This window comes from Paenibacillus koleovorans NBRC 103111 (genome assembly GCF_004000845.1).
Taxonomy (GTDB): domain Bacteria; phylum Bacillota; class Bacilli; order Paenibacillales; family NBRC-103111; genus Paenibacillus_AA; species Paenibacillus_AA koleovorans.
This window is the reverse complement of record NZ_BIMA01000058.1, coordinates 23,147-42,240: the sequence shown is the minus strand read 5'-3', so window position 1 is coordinate 42,240 and position 19,094 is coordinate 23,147. Positions and strand designations below refer to the sequence as shown.

The 19,094-nt window shown below is 57.5% G+C and carries 14 protein-coding genes; 6 read left to right on the top strand and 8 right to left on the bottom strand.

From position 1 onward, the window contains the following. Positions 1-414 precede the first annotated feature (414 nt). Positions 415-2,214 carry an ABC transporter ATP-binding protein gene (locus PKO02S_RS19090; protein ID WP_127585436.1) on the bottom strand — a complete coding sequence of 600 codons (1,800 nt, stop codon included), beginning with the start codon at positions 2,212-2,214 and terminating at the stop codon, positions 415-417. 247 nt (positions 2,215-2,461) lie between these two features. On the opposite strand from PKO02S_RS19090, the gene PKO02S_RS19085 reads away from it, so the two are divergent. Further along, positions 2,462-2,641, top strand: coding sequence for a hypothetical protein (locus PKO02S_RS19085; protein WP_127585435.1), 180 nt, complete (start codon positions 2,462-2,464; stop codon positions 2,639-2,641). Between the two features lie 263 nt (positions 2,642-2,904). Then, complete coding sequence (gene pepF / locus PKO02S_RS19080) at positions 2,905-4,695, top strand: oligoendopeptidase F (RefSeq protein WP_127585434.1); 1,791 nt, start codon at positions 2,905-2,907, stop codon at positions 4,693-4,695. Positions 4,696-4,772: 77 nt separating this feature from the next. Here the strand turns inward: pepF and PKO02S_RS19075 are convergent, their stop codons facing one another. Beyond that, complete coding sequence (locus PKO02S_RS19075; protein WP_373865219.1) at positions 4,773-5,723, bottom strand: Rpn family recombination-promoting nuclease/putative transposase; 951 nt, start codon at positions 5,721-5,723, stop codon at positions 4,773-4,775. 510 nt (positions 5,724-6,233) lie between these two features. On the opposite strand from PKO02S_RS19075, the gene PKO02S_RS19070 reads away from it, so the two are divergent. Next, positions 6,234-7,118 (top strand): HAD family hydrolase, encoded by an 885-nt coding sequence (locus tag PKO02S_RS19070; protein WP_127585433.1) that lies wholly within the window; start codon positions 6,234-6,236, stop codon positions 7,116-7,118. 58 nt (positions 7,119-7,176) lie between these two features. On the opposite strand, the gene PKO02S_RS19065 is transcribed toward PKO02S_RS19070, so the two are convergent. Together PKO02S_RS19065 and PKO02S_RS19060 are read right to left on the bottom strand one after the other, a co-directional pair. Next, positions 7,177-8,709 (bottom strand): putative bifunctional diguanylate cyclase/phosphodiesterase, encoded by a 1,533-nt coding sequence (locus PKO02S_RS19065; RefSeq protein ID WP_127585432.1) that lies wholly within the window; start codon positions 8,707-8,709, stop codon positions 7,177-7,179. A 203-nt stretch (positions 8,710-8,912) separates the two neighbouring features. After that, positions 8,913-12,302 carry a response regulator gene (locus PKO02S_RS19060; protein WP_164821551.1) on the bottom strand — a complete coding sequence of 1,130 codons (3,390 nt, stop codon included), beginning with the start codon at positions 12,300-12,302 and terminating at the stop codon, positions 8,913-8,915. A 178-nt stretch (positions 12,303-12,480) separates the two neighbouring features. Here PKO02S_RS19060 and PKO02S_RS19055 point away from each other — a divergent pair, with 178 nt between their 5' ends. Continuing rightward, the gene (locus tag PKO02S_RS19055; RefSeq protein WP_127585430.1) at positions 12,481-12,699 is read left to right on the top strand and encodes a hypothetical protein; all 219 of its coding nucleotides are present in this window, start codon (positions 12,481-12,483) and stop codon (positions 12,697-12,699) included. Positions 12,700-12,753: 54 nt separating this feature from the next. Here the strand turns inward: PKO02S_RS19055 and PKO02S_RS19050 are convergent, their stop codons facing one another. Continuing rightward, complete coding sequence (locus PKO02S_RS19050) at positions 12,754-13,596, bottom strand: DUF92 domain-containing protein (RefSeq protein ID WP_127585429.1); 843 nt, start codon at positions 13,594-13,596, stop codon at positions 12,754-12,756. A 268-nt stretch (positions 13,597-13,864) separates the two neighbouring features. On the opposite strand from PKO02S_RS19050, the gene PKO02S_RS19045 reads away from it, so the two are divergent. Together PKO02S_RS19045 and PKO02S_RS19040 are read left to right on the top strand one after the other, a co-directional pair. Next, positions 13,865-14,578 carry a response regulator transcription factor gene (locus PKO02S_RS19045; RefSeq protein ID WP_127585428.1) on the top strand — a complete coding sequence of 238 codons (714 nt, stop codon included), beginning with the start codon at positions 13,865-13,867 and terminating at the stop codon, positions 14,576-14,578. 88 nt (positions 14,579-14,666) lie between these two features. Then, on the top strand, positions 14,667-15,836 hold the full coding sequence (locus tag PKO02S_RS19040) for an HD domain-containing phosphohydrolase (protein ID WP_127585440.1): 1,170 nt from the start codon (positions 14,667-14,669) through the stop codon (positions 15,834-15,836). A gap of 57 nt (positions 15,837-15,893) precedes the next feature. On the opposite strand, the gene PKO02S_RS19035 is transcribed toward PKO02S_RS19040, so the two are convergent. Genes PKO02S_RS19035 through PKO02S_RS19025 form a run of 3 tightly spaced genes read right to left on the bottom strand, consistent with a single transcriptional unit; the run spans position 15,894 to position 19,004 of the window. Then, entirely contained in the window at positions 15,894-17,072 is a 1,179-nt protein-coding gene (locus tag PKO02S_RS19035; RefSeq protein ID WP_127585427.1) for a DUF2264 domain-containing protein, read from the bottom strand. Between the two features lie 50 nt (positions 17,073-17,122). Continuing rightward, positions 17,123-17,755, bottom strand: coding sequence for a fumarylacetoacetate hydrolase family protein (locus PKO02S_RS19030; protein ID WP_127585426.1), 633 nt, complete (start codon positions 17,753-17,755; stop codon positions 17,123-17,125). Positions 17,756-17,804: 49 nt separating this feature from the next. Then, positions 17,805-19,004: a CapA family protein gene (locus PKO02S_RS19025; protein ID WP_246067125.1), complete on the bottom strand. Its 1,200-nt coding sequence runs from the start codon at positions 19,002-19,004 to the stop codon at positions 17,805-17,807. Positions 19,005-19,094: the final 90 nt, after the last annotated feature.

Below are 19,094 nucleotides of genomic sequence, written 5' to 3'. Positions count from 1 at the left end.
TGACACCGTTGCTACGAGGCGGCGCCACGGTTACTGAAAAGGGGGCGAATTTTCAGAGTAGAGTAGCGTGCGGAGACTGTCTCTCCTTCCCTTATGAGTAGTTACTGGCCGGGATCGGGAGTGTCGTGCGGACAATCAGAGAGTGAACTGTGAAGGAGCGGTAGATGCAACCCCGTCAGTCGATCGCCAAGTACCTTGCAAGTACCTTGCTCTGCAGTCCGACTCCCCGTAAGTCAGGAAACCCCTGACGCTTCAATAGGGTGAAGAACTTAAACTCTAATCTGTTAAAAAGCCGCCAACTCCGGGAGGGAGCAAGCGGCGTGTGCATCACGCGAGATTGCAATTTGCAATATCCTTATTTTACCACAAACTAACTGGCGAGCAACAATCGAGAGGGGTTCGCAGTGGCGGTACTTACCCCCTCGCAGGCGCGGCAGAACCAACGCGGGCGCCGGCGCCGGCGGCAACAGCGCCGCCTGCTACCGCAGCGGGCTGCTCCAGCCGCGCGAACTGCGCCGCATGCAGGCGCGCATACACGCCGCCCGCCGCGAGCAGCTGCTCGTGCGTGCCCTGCTCCTCCACGCCTTCCTCCGTCACGACGACGATACGGTCGGCGTGGCGGATCGTGGCGAGGCGATGCGCGATGACAAGCGTCGTGCGGTTGACGGCGAGCTCCTCCAGCGCCTGCTGGATGACCGCCTCCGTCTCCGTGTCGAGCGCCGACGTCGCTTCGTCCAAGATCAGGATCGGCGGATTTTTCAGGAACATCCGCGCGATCGCCAGCCGCTGCCGCTGCCCGCCGGACAGCTTGAACCCACGCTCGCCGATCAGCGTATCCAGTCCCAGCGGCATCGCGTCGATAACCGCGCCGAGATGCGCCCGACGTGCCGCCTCTTCGATCTCCGCATCCGAAGCGCCGAGCCGTCCGTAGGCAATATTTTCGCGCATCGTGCCGTTGAACAGGAACACCTCTTGCTGCACGATGCCGATATGCGAGCGCAAGGAACGCTGCGTCATTCGGCGTATATCCAGCCCATCGATCTCGATCGTGCCTTCGTCCACTTCGTAAAACCGCGGAATCAAGCTGCACAAAGTCGACTTGCCTGCCCCCGAAGGGCCGACGAATGCCACCGTTTCCCCCTCGCGGATGCTCAAATCCACCCCGCGCAGCACCTGCGTATGATTTTCGTAGCCGAACGTCACACCGCGGAACTCAATATTTCCCCGGAGCCGCGCAACATCAACGGCACCCGGCGAGTCTTTCACATCCGGCTCCGTATCGAGCAAAGCGCAATACCGCTTGAAGCCGGCCATCCCTTTCGGGTAATTTTCCATCAGTGCGTTGATTTTGTCGATCGGCTTCAGGAAAATGTTCACATACAGCAAAAACCCAACCAACTGCCCGTACGACAAATCCCCGCGAAATGCGTACCAAGCCCCGAACACTAACACAATCAGCGAAATCATCCGCGTCAGCATATAAATACCGGAGGCGCTGTACGAAATCGCTAAGTACGAGCGCAGCTTTGCCAGCCGGAACGCTTTGTTGTTTACCCGGAACCGCGCTTCCTCGAACTCCTCGTTGCCGAACGATTTCACCACGCGAATGCCGGAAATGCTGTCCTCCACCCGCGCGTTCACATCCGCAATGCTGGCGAACATCGTCGTCGCCGCGACGTTCAGCTTCTTATTGAAATACACGATCAGCCATACGAGCAGCGGTACCACAATAAACGTAATGCAAGCGAGCTCCCAATTGACCGTCAGCATAATGCCGAACGCACCGACGAACGTCATCATTGCAATAAACAAATCTTCCGGGCCGTGATGCGCCACCTCGCCGATATCGAACAAATCGTTTGTGATGCGAGACATGAGGTGTCCCGTCTTCGTGTTGTCGAAAAACCGGAACGATAGCTTCTGCACATGGCTAAACAGCTGCTGCCGCATATCCGTTTCGATGTTGATTCCGAGCTTGTGTCCCCAGTAGTTGACTACGAACTGCAAGCCCATACTGATCAAATAGAGCCCGAGCAAGCCAGCCCCCGCCCATGCGACCATCGACCAATTTCCCGACGGCAGCAGCGAATCGATCATCCATTGCACCGCCATCGGAAACGCCAGCTCCAATAGAGCCGCCAGAATCGCGCAGCTAAAGTCGAGCAGGAACAGCTTTCGATGAGGCGCGTAATAAGCCAAAAAACGTTTAAGCAAATTCAGTCACTCCTTCTCCATACCGCAAGCCAGCTATTTTTCCATAGTAGACATCCCGGCTCGTTTCCGTCAAGGTAGAAATCAAATAAAAACCGCTCCCTCCTTACATTTTGCGCAGCATCGGACATTATTAATTGGAGGCCTGACAACATATGCTAGATCAGAGCAGGAATTGAGGGGCTCCGTGGAGAAAAGGAAAAGCTGCGGCCTGTAGAGGGCAAGCAAGGAAAGAAAGGAAGAGCGCGCCATGATCGATCCGGGTTCGATTTTGCTGTTCATGATTATTTCGTTTTCGCTCGCTTTGATTCTGATCATGAAACGGGAGACGATACCGCCTCAGTTGCGGCGAACTTTAGCGTTAATCGCGATCGTAATGGTTAGCTGCTCGTTTTTCCTGCTGCTGTACAGCATGATCGGTTCCATGTAGGCGGATTCCGATCGGGCAGGGAGAGGCAGCCATCGTTTCCAGGTTTTCATAAGGTGGGGAGGCATCGGTCATACTAGGGCGAGGATTAGCCGAACTTTCGGAAAAAAGGAGCATCCAAGCTCATGAAACTCGTTCCCGCCGCCTTGACGGTGTGCCTGCTTGCACTTGCTTTACCCACAGCCGCCCGACCTGCCGCATCAGCGCTTCCCGTGGAGGATGCAGCAGCCCAAGATCAACCGAAATCATCCAATAGGAGGGTACCTATGAGTCAATTAGCCAAACGTTCCGAAGTTCCCGCCGAGCATCGTTGGAAAATCGAGGATTTGTTCGCCGACCAGAAAAAATGGGACGCCGAGTTCGAAGAAGTCAAAAAGCTGCTCAAGCAAGTCCCTCAGTTCGAAGGTAAGCTGCATGAAGTGAAAGCCGTCAAGGAGTGCTTCGCGCTCGAAGACGAAATTTCCTTACATACGGAAAGACTCTACGTCTATTCCAACATGAAGCATCATGAGGATATGGCGGAATCTACATACCAGGCTTTATCCGAAAAAGCCAAAAAGCTGAGCGTAGAGGTGGGCGAAGCGCTGTCGTTCATCACCCCGGAAATTCTTGCCCTGTCCGACGAGCAGCTGCAAGCGATGATCGGGAACGCCGACTTGGCTCCATACAAAAAAACGCTGGAGGATATGCTCCGCCAGAAGCCGCACATTCTCTCCAAGCTGGAGGAAGCGCTGCTCGCGCAAGTGGGCAACCTGTCCTCGGCGCCGGGGACGATTTTCGGCATGATCAACAATGCGGACTTGAAATTCCCTAAGATCAAAAACGAAAAAGGCGAAGAAATCGAGCTGACGCACGGCCGCTACATCCAGTTCCTCGAGAGCCCGAGCCGCGAAGTGCGGGAATCGGCTTTCAAGGCGGTGTACTCGACGTACGCCAAACAGAAAAACACGTTAGCCGCAACGCTTAGCGCCAACATTACGAAAAACTTATTTTACTCCAAGGCGAGGAAATATCCTTCCGCGCTGGAAGCTACCTTGTACGGCGACAACATCCCGGTCAGCGTGTATACAAATCTGATTGCTGCCATCCACGAGAGCTTGCCGCTGCTGCACCGCTACATGGAGCTCCGCAAAAAGCTGCTGAAGGTCGACGAGCTGCACATGTACGACCTGTTCGCGCCGCTGGTGGATGAATACAAGATGGACATCACCTTTGACGAAGCGAAGAAAACCGTGATGGAGAGCGTGAAGCCGCTCGGTCAGAACTATCAGGAAATCTTGAAGGATAGCTACGAGAACGGCTGGATCGACGTATACGAGAATGAAGGCAAACGAAGCGGAGCATACAGTTGGGGCGCTTACGGCACCCATCCTTACGTGCTGCTGAACCACAAGGACAACTTGAACAGCATGTTCACCTTGACGCACGAGATGGGTCATGCGATCCATTCCTATTTGTCCGACAGCAGCCAGAACTACCGTGATGCGCAATATACGATTTTCCTGGCGGAAGTGGCGTCTACGACGAATGAAGCGCTGCTGATGGACTATATGCTGAACAAGTCAACCGATCCGAAGGAAAAAATGTATCTTCTCACGTATTATGCGGACCAATTCCGCACGACCGTGTTCCGCCAGACGATGTTCGCCGAGTTCGAGAAAATCATCCACGAAAAAGCCGAGGCCGGCGAATCTCTAACGCATCAAGAGCTGAGCAAAATTTACTACGACTTGAACAAACAGTACCACGGCGCCGCAATGGTCGTAGATCAAGATATCGAGATGGAATGGGCGCGCATTCCGCATTTCTACAACAGCTTCTACGTGTTCAAGTACGCCACAGGCTTCTCGGCGGCGACGAGCTTCGCGAAGCAAATTCTGGACGAAGGCCAGCCGGCCGTCGACCGTTACTTGGGCTTCCTGAAGAGCGGCGGCAGCGACTTCTCGATCGAGATTCTGAAGCGCGCGGGCGTCGACATGTCCTCGCCGGAGCCGATCCGCCAAGCGATGAGCGTGTTCGAGAGCTTGATCGAAGAGATGGAGAAGCTGACGAAGTAAGTTGAAGTGTAAAAAGAAGAAGCCTCCTGTCCCACTTTATCGGTGGTTCTGGAGGCTTTTCATTTGGAAGCGTGAGGTTAGTTCGATTGCTCCAGAAGCTTGGTCGCCTCTTCTAGACGCTCGGTCCGGAATATCGCTTCCCCCAGCATTTCCAGTCGGTCCAGCTCGTTGATCGCAGCGATCTGCTCCAGCAGCTTCGTGCCGGCTTCGCCATACCGGGTCTGAATAAACATCCCGATGAAGCGGCGAGCCTCCTCCAGCTTGCCTTCGATTTTGCCCTCGATCTTGCCTTCCTCTATCCCCCGCTGCAGCGTGTTTTTGTCCCAGTAATATTGCAAATCATGAATAATCTCTTCAACTCTACGATCCGACAAACGTATCTCCTCCTTCAACAACTGCTCTTCGGCCTCACCCAAGACCAGATAAGTATGGAAGAATCCGGCGATCAAATGCATCCGTGCAGGGTCCAGCTTCATTCGCACCAGCATAAGCAAAAACTCTTTTTTGACCTGCACCTTTTCTTCCTCAGTATAACCCATTTTGCTCAGCAGCGCAGCAGCTACCGGATTGTCATGTCGGATATAGTCCCTCCAGCCGTACCTGCTTAGCGTAATCGGAAAATACCAGTAATGCAGGCCTCCGTAAGCGGAAAACGCCCAACCGAACGTGTTCGGCACCTCTCTTGCACGATCATAGCTGAACACGGCGATCGGCAAAATCCTCCTCCGGTACTTCTCGTACAGTCGGCTGGAGTAAATAAACATACGCTCGGCAAACGTCCTCTGATAATAAGCTTGCGGTTCCACATGCACGATAATGAGCGCCTCCTCGCCCCGCAGCTTCGTCTCCGCCAGCAAGTCGACTCTGTGCTTCTCCCCCGCCAACAAGTCCGTATACAGCTCCTCCGACAAAAAGGTCAGATGATCAAAATCGATCGCCTCATACACATCGGGCAAAAATAGCTGGATAAACTCCTGGAAAAACGTTTGGATCAATTCCTTGAACAATCGATCATGATCGACAGACAACCGCTCTCCTCCCTCTCCATCTGCCGATGCCGCAAAAAAATAAGCACCGGCCATTGTCGCATCGCTCCAGGACCAATCACTGGGCTTGCGCATGGCGGTGCTTCCACTGATTCAATCATAGCATAGTCAAAAAGGAAAACACTAGGACTATTTTCATATGTTGGATTTGGATGATTTTGGTACAATGGAGCAATCGAGTCTATTTTTCGCTATAATCGACTTAAGGAGAGTTTGCAATGGAGGGACTCCTTCTAGTTTTTTTTCTAAGCCTACTCGGGTACTTTATCTTTTTCCTAATCATTCGAGGCGCCATTAACAGCTCTATTATTTACACGCTAGTGCGCCGAGTAAGCTCGCATAAAAATCAGACCCAGACCGAAATGGTGAGCCTGAGGCAGGAATTAACCGAAATGAAACAGCTGCTCGCGGAACAAAATCAACTGATGAAAGAGATTTTGCAGCAGAAACAATAGCTGAGACGGATCGATTGGGAACAGGAGGTTTGTAGCGATGTTCGAACTGGATAGGTTGAAGGCCGTGGGCGAGCCATTGAAGCTTCTCGCGTTCGATCTTGACGGAACGCTGCTGAACCATCACGGGCATGTGTCAGGCCGCAATCGAGCGGCGCTGGACTACGCCCGTGGCCAGGGGGTAGAGGTGACGCTGGTCACAGGCCGTCACATCTCCAAGGTGCTCCCGTTCGTCCGGGAGCTGGGGCTGACGGCGCCGTTCATCACATCGAACGGCTGCGAGTTGTGGTCGCCGACGGGCGAGCTGCTGGAGCGCCGGGCGCTGCCGCAGGCGGACCGGGCGTGGCTGCACGGCTGGGCTGCCGAGCACGGGCTCGGCTACCGCGCGTATTGCGTCGGCGGGGTGTTCGATTGGCGGCCGATGCACTCCCAGGCGGCTGTGGACCGCAGTTTTGCCGCTGCGGCGAAGGCGGAGGCCGAAGCGCTCCTGCAGCGCGAGTGGCTCAAGGTGCTGCTGGCCGACGCCGTCGCGTCAGCACCGCCCCTCGCTCGTACAGCCCCCCGCGACATCCGCGGGCTGTACGAGCGCCTGGCGGCGGACGCGCGCTTCGCGCTCGCCGCCTACAGCGACGATCCGGCGCACATCCGCCGGATCGACGTGCACCCCGCCGGCGTCGACAAAGCCGCCGGCCTCCAGGCGGTGTGCCGCCGCATAGGCGTCACCGCCGCGCAAGTCGCCGCCTTCGGCGACGACACGAACGACATCGCCATGCTGCGCTGGGCCGGCCTCGGCGTGGCGATGGAACAGGCGCCTGCGGCGGTCAAGGAGGCGGCGTCCCACATAGCGCCGCATCACAACCGCGACGGCGTCGCCGCCGTCGTGCACGCCCTCCTGTCGGCTGCGCACCGCAGCAGCCGGGACTAAGCTCACGGCGTACACCCGCCGCTGGCACTCCCAACCAAACAAAAAACCGGCGCATCCGCTATTCGCGAACGCTGCCGGTACGCCTGATCCGATACGTCCCCCGCCCCTGCTCCGACGCCGGCCCCTCATCCGAGTAGGCCAACTGCTGAAGCAAAGCGGGAATATGCTCCGCCGCAACCGGCGGACTGAAATAATACCCTTGCGCCTCCTCGCAATGCAGCTGTCGGAGCAGTTGCATCGACTCCGTGCACTCGACGCCTTCCGCCACTACCCGCAGCTTCATCCGAGCCGCCAGATCAAGGATGGCCTGAACGATCGACTTTTCGATCGGATGTTTGTGCAGCGGCTTGATGAACGACTGGTCGATCTTGATAATGTCGATCGGCAGCTGCTTCAAGTAGCTGAGCGAGCTGTAGCTCGTGCCGAAATCGTCGACCGCGATCAGAATGCCGATCCGCTTCAGACGCAACAGCGTCTGGATCGCCTGCGGAATGTCGAGCGTCATGCTCTCGGTGATTTCTAGCTTCAGATAGGCCGGCTCCAGTCCCGTTTCCTTCAGGATCGACTCGATCGTGTCCGCGAGCAAGCTGTCCTTGAACTGCCGCGGCGATACATTCACCGTAACCGGCAGGAACAAACGATGCTCCGTCTGCCACAACTTGCACTGCCGGCACGCCTCACGCAGCACCCACTCCCCAAGCGGGACGATCAACCCCGACTCCTCCGCCAAAGGCACGAACTCCAGCGGAGAGACGGCCCCCAGCTGCGGGGAGGTCCAGCGAAGCAAACATTCCAAACCGGAAGGCCGTTCATTCGTTAGCTGCACGATAGGTTGAAAGTGCAAGGAAAACTCCGGCCGTTTCATTACTCCTTCGTAAACCGGCTTCAAACGATCGAATTTCGGATGCCGTTCCTCTACGGACATCTGCAAATCCGCCACCGCATGCGCCAGCCGGTTCCCCAGCTCCATCCGACGCGTATACCGCTGCTTCCATTCACCCTTGAACACCCGTACTTGATTGCGGCCTTCCTGCTTGGCCAGCGAAACCGCCATACCTGCGTTTCGCCACGCCGCCTCGCCCGCTGAATCGCCAACTCCCGCCACGCCGCCGTCCGCCCGATCAGACAGATCCGACACTACCAAACTGACCCCAATGCTCGCCGTAAGCCGCACCTCGCGCGCCTCCAACCGAACCGGTTGGCGAATGGCGTCCATCAGCCGGGTCGCCCATACATGAACCGTCTCCTCGACTCCAGCCCTCAGCACAATGCCGAACTCATCGCCGGACAGCCGGGCCAGATGAGCCGCAGGCGGCAGCACACCGTGCATACGCCATGCGAGCTGCTGCAGCACCCGGTCGCCAACCTTGTGACCATGCACAAGATTGACGGTCCGGAATTGATCAAGCCCCACGATCAGAACGCAATAACTGGCCCCACCTGCAACTTCCGTCTCCACCAGATACGACACACGCTGCAGCTCCGCTTCAAAATAGGACCGGTCCGGTACACCGGTCAATCTGTCCACTGCCGGATCCATCCGATCCAGGACCGGTTCCGTCCAAGGCTTGACCACCAATAAGTCGCGCATCTACATTCCTCCGCTTGTGAGTTGTTGAGGTAGATGTGTTGCAAAATCAGCTCGGCCGTCACTCAACTATGACTCTATTAGACGAAAGAATCGTTTAGCAAATACGCGCACCCGAATTAGAAAAGTATGAAATTTATAAACAAACGGCTAACATTTTCTCCGGATCGGATCCAATCAGAACGAATCGGAACAAATCGGATCGACTAGACTACCCCGCCGATCGACACCATCACCCGACGATGCTCATCCTCAAGACTCGTGAGCAGCGAGCGGAGCTTCTCCTGCTCCTGCGCCTGCTCCAGGACCGCCGCCGGCTCCGCCAGAGCATGCTCCAGCTCGGTCGCAGCCGCGAGCAGCTCGCTCGCCGACATATTGCCGGCCGCCCCCCGGAATGTGTGAAGCATCCGCTTGGCCGAATCCCACTCTCCGCGATCCAGCTCATCCTGCAGCTGTTCGACGAATGGTTCGTACTCCTGACGGAACCGTCGAAGCAGATGAAGCAGCAGCGGTACTTTCCCGTCGAGCCGATGAAGCACCTGATTCAGCTCGATGCCGTCCAGCTTCGACAGCGAATCCGCATACGCCCGTTCCTCTTCGCTCTTGTCCGTTTCGTTGCGTCGGTCGCCCAGAGGCTCCCCACCGCCTGCACCTGCACCTGCAACTGCACCTGCAACTATCCCGCCTGCAACACCCGACGTTACCCACTTGCGCACCGTAATCCGCATCGCTTCGACATCGATCGGCTTCGTGACAATGTCGTTCATGCCGATCCGGTAGTACGAATCGCGATCCGAGCGGATGACATTCGCTGTAAGCGCGACGATCGGCAGCCGGTCGTACCTCTTCATCTCGCGAATGCGCCGCGTCGCCTCATACCCGTCCATCTCCGGCATATGAATGTCCATCAGGATCAGATCCCACTTGCCCCGATCGATCATCTCCAGCACTTCGAGGCCATTGTGAGCCACTTCAACCTGGTAGCCCCAATCTTTCAGCAGCTCCGTAGCGACAAGCTCGTTGATCTCATTGTCCTCCGCCAGCAATATACGCCCGGCCGGCGCCCCAGCGGCCTGCTCCGGCTCCGCCACCGGATGCGGCACGCCCTTGGACCGCCGGCGCCCGCCGCGTTCCAGTACGACCGCCAGCTGCTCATGCAGCCCGGGCCGGCTAATCGGCTTCACGAGCGTAGCGTCGGGCCGATGCTGCTCGCTCAAGCCAAGCAGCTCGTCCCGGCCATACACCGACGTCATCGCCATCGTATGCGCACCTGCCCGTCGAGCGGCCTCCAGCAAGTTCATCCACGTGTCGATCCCGTACATGTCGTCCATTTCCATATCGGCCAGCACGAGCTGGATGCGCTCGCTCTCCTCTACCGTTGCCGACCATTCCAGTAAGCCGATCGCTTCTTTCCAAGTAGCCGCCTTGACCGGCGTCAGCTCCATCGAGGCCAGCATCGAACCAAGCTGCTCATAGACAAGCACGGAATCTTCCAGCACCAGCACCCTTTGCCCTTTATTTCGCTCGGACAGCCGGTACGCTTCCGTCTTGGCATCCTCCGGCACCGGAAAGCTCAGCTCAAACGAGAAATGGCTGCCCTCCCCCAGACCGCTCTGGACGGACAGCTCGCCCCCCATCAGCTCGATCAGGCTCTTGGAGATGACGAGACCCAGACCGGTCCCTCCATACTTCCGACTGGTCGATCCGTCCGCCTGGGAGAAAGGCTCGAATAAGGAGCGCAGATGGTCGGCGGCGATGCCGATTCCGCTATCCGTCACATCGAAGCGCAGCCGCAGCTTGCGAATGCCGAGAGGGAACGAAGAGCGATCGTCGACCGTTCGGATACGCAGCGCCACATGTCCCCGCTCCGTGAATTTGATGGCGTTGCCGCATAGATTGAGCAGCACTTGCTCCAGCCGCTGCGCATCCCCGATCAGCACATCCGGCAGCGAATCCGGCGTATCGAGAATGAATTCGATCTGCTGCTTGCCCATGAAAATATGGATCGTGCCCGACAGCTTCTTTATGACCGTCATGAAATGAAACCGATCTTCGACAAGTCCCAATTTGCCCGCCTCCACTTTGGAAAAATCCAGAATTTCGTTAATGATGCGCAGCAGCGCCTGGGAGGACGATTGGATTTTGCTCACGTAATCGATCTGGCTCCCGGTTAGCTCCGTCTTTGCCATCAGCTCGGCAATGCCGATGATGCCGCTCAGCGGAGTACGAATTTCATGGCTCATGCGCGCGAGAAACTGGGTTTTGGCCTGGTTCGCCTCGTCCGCCTGTTTTTTCTTAATGATATCGGTTAAATCGTGAATCGTACCGGTCATGCTGCGGAACGCCCCGTCCTGCCCGTACACCGGCGACAGCGTCACCGAGAACGTCCGGTCTCCAAGCCCGGGCAAAGCCATCGCGAGCTCGAAACGGAGACGACGTCGCTCAGCGAGCGCCAATCGGAAGTAATCCCACCATTCCTCCTCATGCCTGCCGGGCAGCAGCTCGCTGAAGGAGCGTCCGATCAGTTGGCGAAACGGAACCTCCAGCACATCGACGATTTTCTGATTGGCGGACGTCACGATCCCGGTTTCATCGAAGCCGAAAATCAAATCCTCCGAGCTGTCTACCAGCGTCCGGTATTTGAGCTCGTTCTCTACAAGCGTCTTCTCCGCTTGCTTCCGATCCGTAATATTGACCGCGCTGCAGATCACTTCCTCCATTTCTCCGTCTCGGCCGACGATAGGCTCCAAGGTGGCAAGCGCGGTGTATCCTTTGTAGCTGATTTCGAACGTCACCCGCTCCCCTTGCCAAGCTTTGTCGAATTGCTCGTACATGTACTCCGCCAGTTCCTTCGGCAGCCGCCCCGAATCCATCACCGACGTGCCGATCAGCTCCTTCGGATCGAACCCGACTTGGTAGAGCAGTTGCCCCTCGGCCATCGTGTAGACGTAGCGGCCTTTTTCCTTGCGGTATTTGATCGTGTAGCCCGGCTGCAAATGCAAAATATCGAGCAGCTCCTGCTGGACGGTGCGGACTTGCTCCATCAGCCCGTTCGACCGTTTCATATGAAGCAGGAACGCCGAGATGAAGGCGCCGCACACTATGTTCATCAGCACATACGGCAAGGCTACCCGCGAGAAGGAGAAATTGAAAATCCAGACCAGATCGATTGTAAAAATGATGCCGAAGCTCGTGTAAAACAACAAAAATCGAATGAGGTCGCTGCGAACGTAACGAATGACCAGCCCGCTGATCAAAGCGATGAGAAGGCCGGTGGCAATTGCCGGCAGGCTGGAGGAGAAATCAAACGCGATCCGGACGACGATGATGACGACGGCTGCGATCAGCGAGGCAGGCAGCCCTCCGAAATAAGCAGCGGCATACACCGCCTGATGCCGCAAATCCAGCAAATTATTCTCGTCGATTCGAACGCCGGCGAACAGCAGCACGACGCCCACGCCGCCCATGACCAAACCTACCTTCAAACGATAAGCCCAACGCAGCTGACTTTCGGAATACGCTTTCATAAACCATTGCCCGGTAAAAAAAATAAACAGCGCGAGCAGGGCGATATTGACGAACAAGTCCCGGATCAAGGCGATCCCCCCATCGGTCGGCCGGAGAATTAGAAAGCTTTTTCTAAGCATAAGCTATAAATGTTAAGCAAGTACTAAGAAAATAAATGAACCCTTAATCTGATACTGATTCTGTACTTACGTTTGTTTAGTAGATTAAGAGTGTGGTTATAGAGAAAGTAGAGAGGATGATGTCCTTATGAGAACCGCTACGATATCGTTCAAAAATCGGCCGATCGTTGTGTATCAATACGCCTCAACCGCCATGCTGGGCCGCCTTAACGCCAAGATGAACGAGATGGAATATAACTTCGAGTTTCGCCGCAAGCTGAAGCAAGTCATGTCGATCGAGCTGATGAGCCACGTCGCCATCTTCCAATACCGGGACGGTACGAAAATGTATTTGGAAGTGTCCTAACGAAAACCGTCAGGGAAACCATCCCTGACGGTTTTTTGATGTCTCGCGCAGCTCTTACAGCAGCAGCACGCCGACAAGCAGAGCAGCGGCCCCGCCGGCCATCGAGCCGAGCACGTTCACGGCGTCGTTGCCGAGCGCGCGCCAGCCGCGGATATGCTCGGCCGCTTCGCCGCAATGGCGGCGCGCCTCGAGCTCGCGGCCGCAGACGCGGCAGCGGTACATGCGCTGCCATGCGGCGCCGAGCGCCGAGTCCGCGAGCGAGCCGACGGCGCCGCCGACCAAGCCGAGCGCGAGCAGCTCGGCGCCTCCATAGGCGCCTGCCGCTGCCGCGCTGTCGAGACCGCCCGGCGCGACCGCATCCAACCGCTGCAGCAGCCATGCGGCCGCGCCGATGAACAAGCCGCCGGCTGCCGTCGCCGCCAGCCCGAGCGGCGTGACGCCGCCCGACGTGCCTGCCGCGACCCGGCGCCCGGTCAAGATCGACCTCGGCTCGGAGCGGCTCAGGCCGCCGATCTCGGTCGCCCATGTGTCCGCGTTCACCGCGGCCATGACCCCCACGAACGCCGCGTACAGCGCGGGTTCGGGCCGGACGGCGCAGGCGGCGCAGAGCGCCAGCCCGAGCCCGCCGTTCGCCCACACCTGCACCGCGTCGCGGCGGCCGGACTTCTCGTAGCCGCTCTCCGCCGCGGCTTTTCGTCGCTGCTTCCACTTGCTGAGCAGCGACGAGGAGAGGAAAAAGGCGATCAGCGTGCCGAACCACGAAGCGCTCCCGAGCGCGTATAACGCCGTTCCGAGCACGACCGCCGCGAGCGCCCCCGAGCCGCTAAGCGACCTTCTCCAATACGCCGCCCCTGCTAAGCACAAGCTGCCCGCCAGCCCGATCCACCACAATCCCATCGGCTTGCCTCCTTTTCATTCCGCCCTCATTATATCAAAATGCGCTCCTCCTCACACATTAAGGATCGGTTCCCCATACTTTCTTAACATTTCCATTTGTCACATACACCTCCGAATAGGCTCTGCTATCCCTTCCACGCGTACTAGACGATATTTTGGGGTTATAGTATAGTTAACTCAGGGTATCTTTTTCCAATTTCCCGCTCGACAGCGCTGCGATTTTCCTAATGCTTTCTTAACAATTTCCCATCGTTTCGAGGAGGTTCTCGTGAACAAAATAATGATCATAGAAGATGATCCTATGATCGGCGAGATGTTAGCGATGTACTTGACCGAAGAAGGGCATGAAGTAAGACGGTCGGAGAACGGAACGGATGGGCTCAAGGAAACGCTTGCATTCGATCCTGACATCGTTCTTCTCGATCTTGTGCTTCCGGATATGTATGGGACCGAATTGTGCATGAAGCTGCGGGATAGCTCGCTCGTCCCGATTCTGGTCGTCTCGATGAAGACGGAGGTCAGCGAACGCGTCAACGCGTTGGCGGCCGGTGCAGACGACTTCTTGAGCAAACCCTTCAGCATGCGCGAGCTTACGGCCCGCATCTCGGCGCTCATCCGGCGCAGCCAATTTCATCGCGTCCATGCGATCGCGCATCAGCAGACCAGCGCAGCCGTACAATCGGCTGTCGAATCGAAGCGTCACGTCGAACTGGACACCGAACGCAGAGCTCTTTACGTCAGGGGCTTATTCATAGAGACGACGTTTTCCGAGTTCGAGCTGATGAAGCTGCTGACGCAATACCCGAACAAGGTGTTCAGCCGCGAAGAGCTGATCAACGCGCTCCGGGGATTCGAATCGTTCGTCACCGAACGTTCGATCGACGTCCATATCGCCAATCTACGCAAAAAAATCGAACTTGAACCGAAAGAACCCCAATATATTAAAACCGTATGGGGTGTCGGCTACAAATTTCAGGCATAGCGCAGCTTTCGTTTGAAAGCGCAATCTTGCCTCACGTCGGATTCCATTCAATTGTCGTCATATTAGGGAGAGATGAGCGGTGCACGAAATGTATGAGTTTGAGACGCCTCGGATCAAGCGGGACTTGGAGCCCGAAGAGCTGCTGCAGGTGATCCTCGACTACGCGGCCAAAATCGCCAACGAGCGCAATCTGGACAACGTCCTTTCGCTGATGGCGGACATGGGCAAGGTGATTGTCGTGGCCGACCGATGCACCGTCTGGCTGCTCGACTCCCAGCGCAATGAGCTATGGACGAAGGTTGCGCACGGCGTCACCGAGCTGCGCATCCCCGTCGGCGCGGGATTGGCGGGTCACAGCATCGCAACCGGGCAACCGGTCTTTATCGACGACGCTTATTCCGATGTGGAGTACCGGGACGTGCTGATGAGCGGCGCGCTGAAGACCGATCTGCAGACGGGTTACCGTACCAAAGCGCTGATGGTCATCCCGTTCCGCAACAACGAAGGCGAGATTATGGGCTGCTACCAAGCGGTGAACAAGATGACGCCGAGTCAAGTGTTCTCGGACAAAGACTTGCGCAACTTGACGCTGGCCGCCTCCTACTCCGGCAAGTCGATCGAATCGGCGATGCTGGCGGAAGAGATCGAGGAGACGCAGAAAGAAATTATTTTCACGATGGGCGAAATCGGCGAGAGCCGCTCGAAGGAAACCGGCAACCACGTGAAGCGCGTAGCGGAATACTCGTACGTGCTGGCGCTGGCGCTCGGGCTTAGCCAATCGGAAGCGGAGCTGCTCAAGATGGCGTCCCCGATGCACGATATCGGCAAAGTCGCGATCCCGGACTCCGTGCTGAAGAAGCCGGGCAAGCTGACCGACGAAGAATACGACATCATGAAAACCCACACCGACATCGGCTACAACCTGCTCAAAAACTCCAAACGCAAAATTTTGAAAACCGCGGCGATCGTAGCGGAGCAGCATCATGAGAAGTGGAACGGCAAAGGCTATCCGCGCGGACTCCACGGCGAAGAGATTCATATCTTCGGGCGCATCACCGGCATCGCGGACGTGTTCGATGCCCTGGCGAGTGACCGGGTGTATAAGAAGGCTTGGGAGCTCGACCGGATCCTGAATTTGTTCAAGGAAGAGCGGGGTCACCACTTCGATCCGAATGTCGTCGACGCGTTCATGGACAGCTTGCCCAAAATTCTCGACATTCGCGACCGCTATGCCGATCATATGCTGGAAGCGCAGTAACTGCAAATAAAGCTCTTCGACGCGATGAAGGATTCGGGCCGAAGAGCTTTTTCTGATTTATTTGGATCTCAGCGCGGTGTCGATCGTCGCATGACCGCCGCCCCAAACCGTCTTGGACGTCCAGTCGGCGTCCCCTTGCCAAAACGGGTCGTCCGCCGGCAAACCGAGCGCCAGGAAAACGGTCGCGCACAAGTACAAGCTGCCGGTCGAGATGTAGCTCTCTCCCAGCTCCGGCTGATGACCGGCCAACCCGATCTGCAGCCAGCCGTTCGCGTCGAACGTGCCGGGCATCTCGATCGACCGCCGAATGATGGCGGTGAGGGCGCCTCGCGCTTGCGCAGGTGCGATATGCTCCGGCAGCTCTCGGCGCAGCGCGACTTGGCTAAGCAGTTGAAACGCGCCGAAACGGTAGGCGATGGAGCGGCCAACGACGGGAAACGTCCCTTCCGGCGAGATGGACCGCTCCTGAATGTCTGCGTACCGCTTCGTCCGCTTCAGCACCCTCTCAATCATCGGCTGCCAGTCCCATGTTTCCAGATTGCCGACTGTCTCCAACACATCGATCAGCATCGGCTGAATGACGAAGCTGTTGTAGTAGTCGGCATGAAACTCCACGCCGTCGCCGTACATGCCGTCGCCCAAGTACCACTGCTCGTGCTGCTTCAGCGCGAAGTCGATGCGCATCCGATCCCAATCAGGCTCGCCCATCCTGTAGAGGGCGGTTTCGATCGTCGCGGCGAACAGCAGCCAGTTGTTGAAGCCCGGCTTGCGGGTCCGCGTCGCTTTGAGCGCTTGCACGAGATTGCGTTTCACGCGGGTGTCAAGCTTCTCCCATAGCTCGTTCGGCGCACGCAGGACGGCATGAGACAGGAAGGCGGCATCCACGATCGGCTGGTTTCCTTCCGAGAAATTCATGTAGTCCGGCGAAGACGGATCCGTACCGGCATCGATCGCGGACCGGGCCAGCTCGGCGTATCGCGAGCGAAGCGCCCCTTCCTCGCCTTGGTCCGGTCCGTGCTCGAGCCAAGGCGCAATTCCTGCCAGCAAGCGGCCCAATGCTTCCAAATAGGTGAACATGTGGCGGTCAAGCGACTCCGGCCGTTTCTCGATCGGCATCCGCGCTTTCAGCGTACGGCTGTCAAGCGTTGTAAGCACCGGCTCCGCAATTCGCCGCAATGTGGACAGCCAATACTGGCGGTCGGCAGCTCCTTGCTTCACTTGCTTCTTTTGCTCCATACGATCCCATCCCCCGCTCCAATGTGTTCCAAGCTTCTTTATCTAATAGGCTAGTCGCTCAATCGGACCGTACAGGCGCCCCAGCTCTCGTTGCCCCATTTCAGCTCCAGACGGTCTCCGTCCGAAGCAGCTCCGACTCCTTCCGGTGTGCCGGTGAACAAGATATCCCCTTCCCCCAAGCCGAAGTGACGAGCAGTGAAATCGATAATGGTCTGCAAATCGAAAATCATCGACCCTGTGTTGCCGCGCTGCACAACAACCTCGTTTTTAAGAAGCGTGAACGTTTCGGCTTGAAGAGCCGCAGCGCCTGGAAACGGCCGGAAGCCTGTTATCGGCGCAGAGTGCAGGAACCCTTTGGCCGCAAGCCAAGGATGCCCTTTCTTCTTCAGCTCGCTCTGCACGTCGCGGAGCGTCAGGTCGAGCCCGAGCGCATAGGCGTCGATTAACTCGTCCACCTTCATCCCTGGCTCATAGGCGCGCGAGATGCGCACGACCACTTCCGCCTCGTAATGGATGTCGCCGCGGCCGCCCGGGAGCATCACTTCGCCGCCGTCCATCGCCACCAGCGAGTGCGTCGGCTTACCGAACAGCATCGGCGCGTCCGGTACGGCGTTGCCTAGCTCCTCGGCATGCGCTCTGTAGTTGCGGCCGATGCAGTAAATGTTGCGAATCGATTGAAACATAGGGAGTCTCCATCCTTTAGGGGCAATGTGATAGCTTGTGATTAACCGTCTATTGGGCGCGTATGGTTCCGTCTTTGTTCACGATCGCGCCGAACGAAATGCCGGAGAGCCGCTCGAACAGCTTGACGCTTTCCGGCTCTTGCATGAACACCGGCTGCGCCCACTTGGTCAACACCGGCACGAGCTTCAGCTCGCAGCCCGCCGTCTTGGAGCAGGATGCCTGCAGGATGCCCGAGTCCCATGTCTTCGGCTCGTCCGCCCGTGTCGTGAACAGGAAATTGCCCATGCTGTAGGCGATCCACTTTCCTTTATATTGCTCAAAGCCCTGCAGCACATGCGGATGGCCGCCGACGATCAGATCCGCTCCCGCGTCGATATATTTGCGCGCGTATTCTTTCTGATACGCCTCCGGCATGTCGTTGCGCTCGATCCCCCAGTGAGGGATGACGACGACCAGATCCGCTTTGCTCTTGGCATCGGTTATCGCCTTGAGCGGCAAATCAAGGCCATATGTATCGGCAACTCCGGGTCGGTCTTTGCCGTTTTTGTCCTTGCCGGCTTTCCAATCGGCGTCCGGGACGACGCGGCTCAAGCCGAGAAACGCGATCTTGATCCCTTTTTTCTCCACGATGACGGGCCGGAACGCCTCCTCCGCATTATGGCCGGCGCCGAAGTATTTGATCCCGGTCTTATCCAGATGTTTGAACGTATCGAGCAAGCCGTCCACGCCATAATCAAGAATATGGTTGTTCGCGAGGTTGACCAGGTCGAAGCCCGCCTCGGCAAAAGCGGGAAGCGCATCCGGCGTCGACCGGTACACGTATTCCTTCTTCTGTTCGTCGCCTCGCGTCGTAATCGGCGTTTCCAAGTTCGCTATAGCCAGATCGGCGTCTTGCAGAACCGACTTGACTTGGGCGAAGCCGTAGTCGAAGCCGTTCTGCCGGAGCACGGTCTCAACCGTGCTGGCGAAGATGACGTCGCCGACGAACGACAGCTTGACACGCGAGCTGTCCGACGGGGTTGGCGTCGGGCTGCCCGTAGTGCCTGCGGACGACCCGGGGGTCGGCGAGACGGTCGCGGACGGCTTGGGGGTAACCGTCGATGACGCTGTCGGCGTCGGCGAACCGGCGGCCGGTGCGCTGGGCGAAGGCTTGGCGGCGCCATTGCCGCTGCCGTTGCTTGACGGTGTCGGTGTAGGCTGCGCGGACTCCGCCTTACGCAGCTGCGTGCCGACCGCCCAGGCGGTCAACCCGACCGCGACGAGCAGCAGCAGGAAGGCGCCGATCGGGAGCAGCTTGCTTTTGGTCGTTTTCGGTTTTTTGGGAGTTTCAGACTTCGT

Bases quoted from the DNA above. Each gene is read 5' to 3' on its own strand.
- PKO02S_RS19040 (WP_127585440.1), top strand. From the start codon at position 14,667: ATGTATGAGTTTGAGACGCCTCGGATCAAGCGGGACTTGGAGCCCGAA.
- PKO02S_RS19065 (WP_127585432.1), bottom strand. From the start codon at position 8,709: ATGCGCGACTTATTGGTGGTCAAGCCTTGGACGGAACCGGTCCTGGAT.
- PKO02S_RS19035 (WP_127585427.1), bottom strand. From the start codon at position 17,072: ATGGAGCAAAAGAAGCAAGTGAAGCAAGGAGCTGCCGACCGCCAGTAT.
- pepF (WP_127585434.1), top strand. From the start codon at position 2,905: ATGAGTCAATTAGCCAAACGTTCCGAAGTTCCCGCCGAGCATCGTTGG.
- PKO02S_RS19085 (WP_127585435.1), top strand. From the start codon at position 2,462: ATGATCGATCCGGGTTCGATTTTGCTGTTCATGATTATTTCGTTTTCG.
- PKO02S_RS19050 (WP_127585429.1), bottom strand. From the start codon at position 13,596: ATGGGATTGTGGTGGATCGGGCTGGCGGGCAGCTTGTGCTTAGCAGGG.
- PKO02S_RS19030 (WP_127585426.1), bottom strand. From the start codon at position 17,755: ATGTTTCAATCGATTCGCAACATTTACTGCATCGGCCGCAACTACAGA.
- PKO02S_RS19070 (WP_127585433.1), top strand. From the start codon at position 6,234: ATGTTCGAACTGGATAGGTTGAAGGCCGTGGGCGAGCCATTGAAGCTT.
- PKO02S_RS19055 (WP_127585430.1), top strand. From the start codon at position 12,481: ATGAGAACCGCTACGATATCGTTCAAAAATCGGCCGATCGTTGTGTAT.